General features: G+C 59.8%; 6 protein-coding genes and 1 pseudogene. 4 read left to right on the top strand and 3 right to left on the bottom strand.

The window, feature by feature from the left end; genetic code table 11:
* Window positions 1-139: 139 nt before the first annotated feature.
* Window positions 140-1,168, top strand: coding sequence for a protease SohB (sohB, locus tag ACLP2E_RS01585; protein ID WP_442464959.1), 1,029 nt, complete (start codon window positions 140-142; stop codon window positions 1,166-1,168).
* A 189-nt stretch (window positions 1,169-1,357) separates the two neighbouring features.
* Here sohB and ACLP2E_RS01590 read toward each other — a convergent pair.
* The 3 genes and pseudogenes from ACLP2E_RS01590 to ACLP2E_RS01600 form a co-directional block, all read right to left on the bottom strand.
* Window positions 1,358-1,560: pseudogene (locus ACLP2E_RS01590) on the bottom strand (transposase); the annotation flags it as partial.
* A gap of 358 nt (window positions 1,561-1,918) precedes the next feature.
* Complete coding sequence (locus ACLP2E_RS01595; protein ID WP_442464680.1) at window positions 1,919-3,148, bottom strand: acyl-CoA dehydrogenase family protein; 1,230 nt, start codon at window positions 3,146-3,148, stop codon at window positions 1,919-1,921.
* A gap of 43 nt (window positions 3,149-3,191) precedes the next feature.
* Window positions 3,192-4,400 (bottom strand): TauD/TfdA dioxygenase family protein, encoded by a 1,209-nt coding sequence (locus tag ACLP2E_RS01600; RefSeq protein ID WP_442464960.1) that lies wholly within the window; start codon window positions 4,398-4,400, stop codon window positions 3,192-3,194.
* Between ACLP2E_RS01600 and ACLP2E_RS01605 the strand changes: the two genes are divergently transcribed.
* From ACLP2E_RS01605 to ACLP2E_RS01615, 3 genes are all read left to right on the top strand, one after another.
* Window positions 4,383-5,597, top strand: coding sequence for an amidohydrolase family protein (locus ACLP2E_RS01605; protein ID WP_442464682.1), 1,215 nt, complete (start codon window positions 4,383-4,385; stop codon window positions 5,595-5,597). The two genes, ACLP2E_RS01600 and ACLP2E_RS01605, sit on opposite strands and share 18 nt — an antisense overlap.
* A 485-nt stretch (window positions 5,598-6,082) precedes the next feature.
* A complete protein-coding gene (locus tag ACLP2E_RS01610) occupies window positions 6,083-7,381 on the top strand; it encodes an OmpP1/FadL family transporter (RefSeq protein WP_442464683.1) in 1,299 nt (432 codons plus the stop codon).
* 167 nt (window positions 7,382-7,548) lie between these two features.
* Window positions 7,549-8,308, top strand: a 760-nt coding sequence (locus ACLP2E_RS01615; RefSeq protein ID WP_442464961.1) for an FAD-dependent oxidoreductase, incomplete at its 3' end; no start/stop codon positions are given.

Here is an 8,308-nt window from a genome sequence, read left to right on the forward strand (position 1 = left end):
TCAGCTTCTTTGAGCTGGTTGATCTGTGATGAATGGTTGGGGCGCCGATCAACCGCGGCGCCGCAACTTAATCTCTGCCGAGGAGTTTGGCCGCTATCTCGTCCTCCGCGCGCAGCGCGGCGAACAAGGACCGCTTCCCATGCCCTTCTGGTTGGACATCGCCGCCTTCGCTTTGAAAGCCCTTCTCATCGTTGCGATGCTCGCTGCCCTCGCGGCGCTCATCGCGCGCCTGACGCGACGCGACGCAGGGCGCCCGCGCGAAATCGAGGTCCGCTCGCTCAACGAGCGCTACGAGCAGATGCGCGACGAGTTCGACACGAAAATCTTCGACAGGAAGGAGCGTCGGTTGCTCGCCAAGGCCCGCAAACGCGAGGCCAGGGCGCGCGCGGCGACCCCGAAGGGCAAGCGCGTTTACGTGCTCGGCTTCAAGGGCGACCCCATGGCGTCGACCGTCAAGCAACTGGCGCTGGAGATCGACGCCGTGCTCACCGTCGCTCGGCCGGAGACTGACGAGGTCGTCCTGCGCCTGCAAAGCCCCGGTGGCACGGTGACCGGCTACGGTCTCGCCGCCGCCGAACTCTCGCGTCTTCGCGACCGCAGGATCAAGGTCACTGCCTCCGTTGACCAGGTGGCGGCGAGCGGCGGCTACATGATGGCCTGCGCAGCGGACAAGATCGTCGCCGCGCCCTTCGCGCTTGTCGGGTCGATCGGAGTCGTGGCGCAGGTGCCGAACCTTCATCGCCTGCTCAAAAAGAACGACATTGACTACGAGGAGCTGACGGCGGGCGAATTCAAGCGCTCCGTCTCGATGCTCGGAGAGATCACGCCGGCAGGCCGCGAGCATTTCCGCGGCAAGATCGAGGACACGCACACGGCGTTCAAGAGCTTCGTCGCCGAGCGGCGCCCGACCGCCGACCTCGCCAAGGTCGCCAATGGCGACGTGTGGCTGGCGAGCGAGGCCGTGAACCTCGGCCTCGTGGACGCCGTGTCGACCGGCGACGATCTCCTATTCCACTTGAAGGACGAGGCGCGCCTCTTCGAAGTCGCAACAGTGACGCGCAAGACGCTTCTGCAGCAGCTTTTTGGCGGCCTCGGTTTCGAAGATCGATCGGCGCTCGCTCCGCTTGGCGAGCTTGCCAAAGCGTTCATTAGAATTCGTAACAATTGATGGAGACCCGACGATTTTCAATAAGCGCCCTCCGATGCTCATCATCGGGCCCGGCAACGACGGGTTTGTGGGCGCTCAGCGGCTATATGGAAAACCTTGGCGCGGGTCTCATCGTGACCCGATGTATGGACCGGCTGCGATTCGCAACGGGTTCGGCTTGGAAAACGGAAGTCGCTTCTATGTATCCGGCCTGTTGATCGGCTCGCGGGCCGTGGTCAGCCATGGGCCGAAGCTGAACTTCGTCCAATTGTGCGGGCGCATGAGGACGACGTTGGCCGCCTGGATAAACAGTGTTCGCAGATAGCGATTTCCTTGCTTCGATATCCTGCCCAGAATTGGCTTGCCGCCCCAAGCCAGGCGCCGAAATCGCGGCCACGTTCGAAGGCTTCTCCATCAGCGGTCGGATGCCAACCTTGCTCGCGTAGTCGAGGAACTACGCTTTGCTGTCATTCGCGACATTGAGGGCGCGCCCCAGTTTTCACCGACTTGTCATTGATGTCATGATTGAAGCTCAGGGCATGGGTATGCGGCGACGTCGCTATCGGTTCTTGGCGCCGCGCGAGAAGGCGAAAAACGCCTGCAACCGCGTCACTCCGCCAATCAGATCGCGACCCACGCCGAACGGATCGGCGTGGGTCGAGCATTCCAAAAATCACGCGGCGGCAGAGTCATTCAAAGCTTGAATCACAGTTTCAAGACTTTGCCTCCCCCCGCGAACGGGAATGTCTCCCCGGTTACACAGCTCCCGAGCTAACTGTTTTGCACGCCTGCAGCTGTTCCCAGCAGATGGTCGGCCAATTCTCGGGCCCGGCCGTCAAATGCCGTTGCGATGCCGTGATTTCGCAACATGGCCAGGTCGCGGAAGACGCGCTGCATGCGTTGGCCGCTCTGCGCCGGATAGGTCCCCATAGTGCTCCATAGCGTCTGCATGATTTCCCAGACGATATCGATCACTTCGCCGCTCAGCAGCAGCAGCCGGTTATTCTCCGCCATGGTGAAGGGACGCCCGCCCAGCATGTAAACGCGGCCTGCCTCAGTCCATTGCTGCGCCATGTTTGTGAGCGCCGCCTCCGCCATGGCAAGACGCCCGAGGGCGCGTCCGTACCAGCGCCGGTAATCGCTGTCCTCGATCCGGCGGGTGATGGGCGGCCATATCGTCGTCCGCGACCGCATGAGTTCGGCGTACTCGTCGAGTGCGCCGGTGATCGCACCGACGCCGATCGAGGCCAACTCGAACAGGGCGAAACTGTCGAACCACCCATAATAGGCGGGATTGGTGCGCAACGACGGCTTGTCCTTATCGAGCGGCTTCGGCTCGAACTTGAGCAAGTCGATCTGCAGCACGAAGCGATCCGGGATTCGCGCGTCGTCGAACCGGACGCTGAACGAGCCGCTGCCTTTCATGCCGAACGCATTGCCCCAGTCGTCGAGCCTCGTCCAGTCCTTGCTCCGCGCGAGGAATACGATCGGCGCCCCCCTGGAGCCGTCGCGATAGATGGGGAAGGCCTGGCTCAGCAGGTGCGTGGCGTAAGGCACGCCCGAACAATAGTTATAGATCCCGCTCAGGGACCATTCGCCATTTTCGAGTTGTCGAATTTCGCCTTGGGGCTTGGCCGGAAGCGGGCATATGAAGTGGCCATCGCCGAAAATTTCAGGCCAGAGCGAGGGTTCGAACAGCCGGCAAACGTTGGTGACGTGGGACGACCCGAGGCAGAGCTGCCAGGCCGAACCCGGGCAGCCTCGCGCGATCGCCTTGACGAGCCTCCCATAGGTTTCGATATCCGCGCCAAGACCGCCAAATTCAGGCGGCAAGAGCGTGCGGTAGAACCCCGCCGCCTTGAAAGCTTCGTGGGTGTCCTCGGCGTAATAGCCCCTGGCCTCGGTTTCCGCCTGACGCGCCACCAGGGTTGGCGCGATCTCTTCAGCGCGGGTGATCAACTGGTCCTTCGCGGCCTCGAAGTTTCTTTCAAAATTGGTCATGATTGCATTCCTCCCTATTTTTCATGATTACATTCTTCCCCGATCAGAACACCGGCTCGCACTTGGTCTGAACATTGTTCATGATCCGCGCCCCGGGTTCGTCACCGAAATCATGGATCGCTCTGTGCAGCACGGAGCGGTTGTCCCACATGACGACGTCGTCCTGCAGCCAGCGGTGGCGATAGGAGAAATCCAGCCTCACGGAGAAATCGAACAGATACCGGAGGATCGGCTGGCTCTCCTCAACCGTCATGCCCTCGAACTGCTTGACGAAGGTCTCGCTCACAAAGAGCGTCTCGCGCCCGGTCGCCGGATGCTTGCGAACGACCGGATGGACTGTCGAGCGAACCCCCATCGGGCCGTAGTCGTATGAATGGATCGCTTTCAGACCGCGCAGCACGTTTTTGAATGTGTCCGACAGGCGCTCGAAGGCGATATGCTGGTTGGCGAAAGCGGTGTCGCCGCCAGCTTCGGGAAGCTTCAGCGCCCGAAGAATGGTGTAGGACGGAGGCCGCTCCGCGGAGGTTGCTTCGGAGTGCCATCTCTCGGTGATGCGCGCCATTTCGGGGCTGTAGGTGAGGTTCATGACCACGCCGCCAGCCTTCGTGCTCTCCTTTGCCCCGGCATATTCTCTGAGCTCGCCGAACATGCGCCCGAAATCCAGCAGGCCTTGTTCGTTAAACGCGGTCTGACCGCGGAAGACGACGACGTGGTGCTTGATCACCAGGTCCTCGATCGCCTGCAGGTCCGCCGGATCGAATGACATCAGGTCGAGTCCGAACACTTCCGCGCCAAGAGAGCCTCCGACCCGTTTCACGGTCCAGCTCGCGGCTTCGCTTCTTGCAACGCCCGTTCCTGCAACTTCCATTTCTGCAACGCCCATCGTTCCTCTCCTTACTATGATTTTTGGGACGGGCGTCACTTTGTTGCAGTTTTTTGCGAATGGCAATAAAAAAATATTTTTTGCCAGATGTGCGTATTTTCGAACCAATAGGGCGTGCCCGTTTTTTGATCTCGCGCTCGCGGGCGCATCCTCGGTCTTGCCCGAGAGAGCCCCGGAAAACCTCCCGGTTTCCCGCGCACGCCATGCCGCGATCATCATTTGATGGCTGTCCCATTTGCTGGCAAAGCCTCGCGGACTACCCTTGACATCAAGGGCGGAATCCGTCAAACGTTCGTCGGACAGCGATATAAAAAAAAGCCCTTCGCTGGATGCATTTGGAGGAAGACGAACATGGCACGCCCCGAGCATTATCCATTGCCCGAACCGATCGCGGCATATTTTGGCCAAATCCTTGACAGCGACGCGCACGACGTCACCCCCTTGAATCACTGGGTGGACGTCTACGGCAGCAAGGTGAAGGAGTTCGTGGCTGCGCAGGAAGTATCAGGGAGCATTATCGCGCGGAAAAAAGAGGCCGACGACACCGAGATAACGATCGAAAACGTCCTGAGAACGAAATTCGAGGCCGCGCCAGGCGCCTGGGATCTGGATCGGCGGATCGAGGTGATGAACTTTACGGGAATCGACCGCGCGGTGCTGTTTCCAGGCAACATGCCGATCTTCGCCGAAGGACTTTGGAAACATGCGGACGACCATAGGCATTACCCAATGTTGACGGGTGATCGCAAGAAATATGCGTCTGAAATGATTGCTCTTCACAATGAATGGGCCGTCGGAGTAGCCAAAAAATATAGTCGAATTACTCCCGTTGCGGTATTGCTGGAAGATAGTGTTGATGAGCTTACCGCCACTATGAAGAAGCTCATCGATCGCGGCGTTCGACTGTTTCAGCTCCCCCTTGAGTCGCCTCCTGGCGGCATCTCGCCCGCTCACACGGCCATGGACGAATTTTGGGCGCTTGCCGCGGATTCTGGCTCCGCGATCATCGGACATATCAACCTCGACACGATCGCGGTTTTGAAAAGCGCGGAATGGCGAAACGCGCCCGCTTTTGAAGGCTGGCGAGCCGGCGCTGAACTCACTCTTGATCCCTGGACCACCTCCAATCTTCACCTTCCGGCCCAGGTCTTCCTGACGACAATGGTTCTTGGCGGCGTTTTTGATCGCCATCCAACCTTGCGCTGGGGATGCGCTGAATTTACCGGAAGCTGGGTGGGGCCGCTGGCCGCGAATCTGGATCGTTGGGTGGAACAGACGCCTTTCGCTCGTTTCAAGACGGGCGGCGGCGAACCTCTTAAGCTGAGGCCATCCGAATATATTAGCCGCAATGCCCGAGTCGCATTATTCGATTTTGAACCCGTTTCCGACTACATCAACAAGTTCGGGCTCGAAGATGTTTACTGCTTCGCCACCGACTACCCGCATTATGAAGGTGGCAACGACACGTTTAACAGCTTCAAGCGCAATACCGAGGGTCTGAGCGCCGACGTACTTCGGAAATTCTTCGTGGACAATGCCCGATCGCTTCTCCCGGATCAGGGCTAAGCCGCGTGCTGGGATTGGCGCCCACCGTCAGCGTCAACGGCGGAGAATTGAGGCAGATGATTTAGTGGGATTTGGGTTTCGTCCTCGATCCATCGTCACTGCGACGAGACCCAAATCCTCGACCCACCAAAGAGCCTGCGCAGTATGTGACGACGTCCGTCGGTCCGATCGCGGTCATCATATTCGCCGCGGTCAGGCAGAAAATCCACTTATCGCTCTGTTCGAATTTGCCAGGCCATCTCTAACAGAGGTCGATACCGACTGTTCGGACAGCATGAGCGACGGCGACAACACTGGGATCGGCTCCACTTAAGAAGCCGCTCGGTTCTGTCCGGCCCATGAGGTTCATCTCACAAAAAAAGAAGTCGTTCGTTGTTTTAACTGGAATGTTTCAAAGAGCAGAACAGCCCAGAACGAATGATGGTTTCTTGAAACTTGCTCGCAAAAACGAGGAGGGCGCCTGCGTCCTCTGGAGGGAGAATAGGATGCATAAATTGAGGTTTCCAACCACGGCTGCCGTCGCGGCGCTCAGCCTGGGTGTTTTTGCTGGGCAGGCGCGAGCGGCCGATGGCTTGTTCCTGGCGGGAACCGGCACAATCGACAAGTCTTTTGCCGGCGGCGGCATCGCCAATCCCGAGGATGCGTCGTCCTTGGCGAGTAACCCCGCGGGTCTTTTGACCGCGGGCCATGAATTTGTGGTGAACCAGGGGTTCGTGTCGCCCTTCACTCAATATTCCTCCAATGGTCTCGGGTTGCCTGTCCCCGGAACTCATAAGAACGACGAAGAAATCTGGCCGATGGGCTCCGCGTTCTATAGTTCGCCAATTGACGGGGATTCCGCTTGGGGCCTTGGCGCCTATCCTATCACCGGCCTTGGCACCAGATACAATGTGCCGCCAACCGGCCCCTTCGGCAACGGCTCGACATCGATCTTTTTAGCCGAAGGCATAATCTCGCTTGGCTACGCGCATCGATTCGGCGATGTGACTTTGGGCGTTGCGCCGATGCTGGCGATCAATGCGGTCAGAGTCACCGGACTGCCCCTCGGTTTCGGAGCATTCTCGACCAATGCCGCCGACTTCACCAATAAGGGTTACGATTATTCGGTGGGCTTTGGAGCGCGCGCCAGCGTGGATTGGAATGTCGCGCCCAATTTCAGGGTGGCCCTCGCTGGATCGTCGCCGATCGCCAATTCGGCCGCCGCGGCCTATAGCGGGTTGTTCCCCAGCGGCGGTCATATAACGACGCCAGCGACGATCCAGGCCGGACTGGCCTGGGATTATGCGCCTGCCGTCACCGTCATGGTCGATTACAAACATATCTTCTATTCAAGTTCCGCGGCTTTCAGCGACGGTACGAACTTCAACCAGCTTTTGGCCGGCGTCACGAAGTTCGGCGCGCCCAATGGACCGGGTTTCGGCAGCAAAGATGTCGATTCCATCACGCTTAGCGGCGAGTGGCGAGTAGACCCGCGCCTGGCGCTGCGCGCGGGCTATACATACAGTACCGAGCCGGTTCAATCGTCACAAATTGCCCTTGCTTTCCTGGCGCCAACCACTGGGCAGAATACTTTGGCGGCCGGCGCCGGCTATCAGCTCACCGAGAAATCGACCCTCGATTTCGGCATCAATGTTGCGCTCTGGCGTACGGTCACCGGACCTCTTCCGGCGGCGATTGGCGGCGGAAACATGACCGTTGGCGCCACACTCCTGGACGCCAGCTTGGGCTATACCTACCACTTTGATCAGCCGGTCGCCAAGCCGGTCGTGCTGGCCAAATATTGATCGCTCACCCTCCTGTCCGATGGCGGCGCGGATCAGCCGCCGCCATCGGTAAAAGTGCCGAAGAATGGATCGAGCGGGCAAGAGCGCCGTCAACATTTAGCGGCCTTGGCCGCTCCGCGGAAACAATTTTATGAAACGGCCTGAAGGCCGGCAGAGGGGGCGTCTTTATGGGAAACGATTTTCCAGTAATCGTAGCGGGTGGCGGCCCGGTCGGCCTCACCACCGCGCTGGACCTGGTATCCCGCGGCATTCGCGTCTTGGTGCTGGAACGCAATCCAACCACGACGCGGCATCCCAAGATGGACGTCACAAACGGTCGCAGCATGGAGCATTTCCGCCGCCTTGGCGTCGCCGAACGCATCCGCGACAAGGCCGTGCCGCGCGAACACTGCATGGACGTCTCGTGGGTGACGCGGCTTAGCGAATGGGAATTGGCGCGCTTCAAATATCCCAATGTCCACGAATGGCGCGAGCATATCCGTCAGCACAATGACGGCTCGCAGCCGCTCGAACCCAACATGCGCCTTAGCCAGGTGGTGCTCGAACCCGAGCTTCGCGACATACTGGAAGCCTCGCCGCTTGCCGAAGTCCGCTTTGGCTGGGCTTTCGAGGACTTTACCCAGGACGAGGACGGCGTCACCGTCGCCGCGCTGGAAGTCGCGACCGGCCGGCGCCAGGAGATACGCTGCGCGCTGCTGGCCGGCTGCGATGGCGGCGCCAGCGCGGTGCGCCAAAAGCTCGGTTTCGAACTGAACGGCGCCTTCAACGTCGCGCGCGTGTTCATGACCCATTTCCACTCGCCGGCGAAGGAATTCCTGCAGACCTTCGGCGTTGTCTGGCACTATCAGACCCCCGACGGCGCGACCCTGATCGCGCAGGACGACAAGGAGATCTGGACGCTGCATGTCATGCTGCCGCCGGGAACCG

Origin of the sequence: Rhodoblastus sp. (assembly GCF_052145335.1) — a bacterium.
Taxonomy (GTDB): Bacteria; Pseudomonadota; Alphaproteobacteria; order Rhizobiales; family Beijerinckiaceae; genus Rhodoblastus.

What these genes read in the sequence shown, in the direction of transcription:
- ACLP2E_RS01600 (WP_442464960.1), bottom strand. Translation starts at nt 4,400, where the DNA reads ATGCTCGGGGCGTGCCATGTTCGTCTTCCTCCAAATGCATCCAGCGAA.
- ACLP2E_RS01605 (WP_442464682.1), top strand. Translation starts at nt 4,383, where the DNA reads ATGGCACGCCCCGAGCATTATCCATTGCCCGAACCGATCGCGGCATAT.
- ACLP2E_RS01595 (WP_442464680.1), bottom strand. Translation starts at nt 3,148, where the DNA reads ATGACCAATTTTGAAAGAAACTTCGAGGCCGCGAAGGACCAGTTGATC.
- ACLP2E_RS01610 (WP_442464683.1), top strand. Translation starts at nt 6,083, where the DNA reads ATGCATAAATTGAGGTTTCCAACCACGGCTGCCGTCGCGGCGCTCAGC.
- sohB (WP_442464959.1), top strand. Translation starts at nt 140, where the DNA reads ATGCCCTTCTGGTTGGACATCGCCGCCTTCGCTTTGAAAGCCCTTCTC.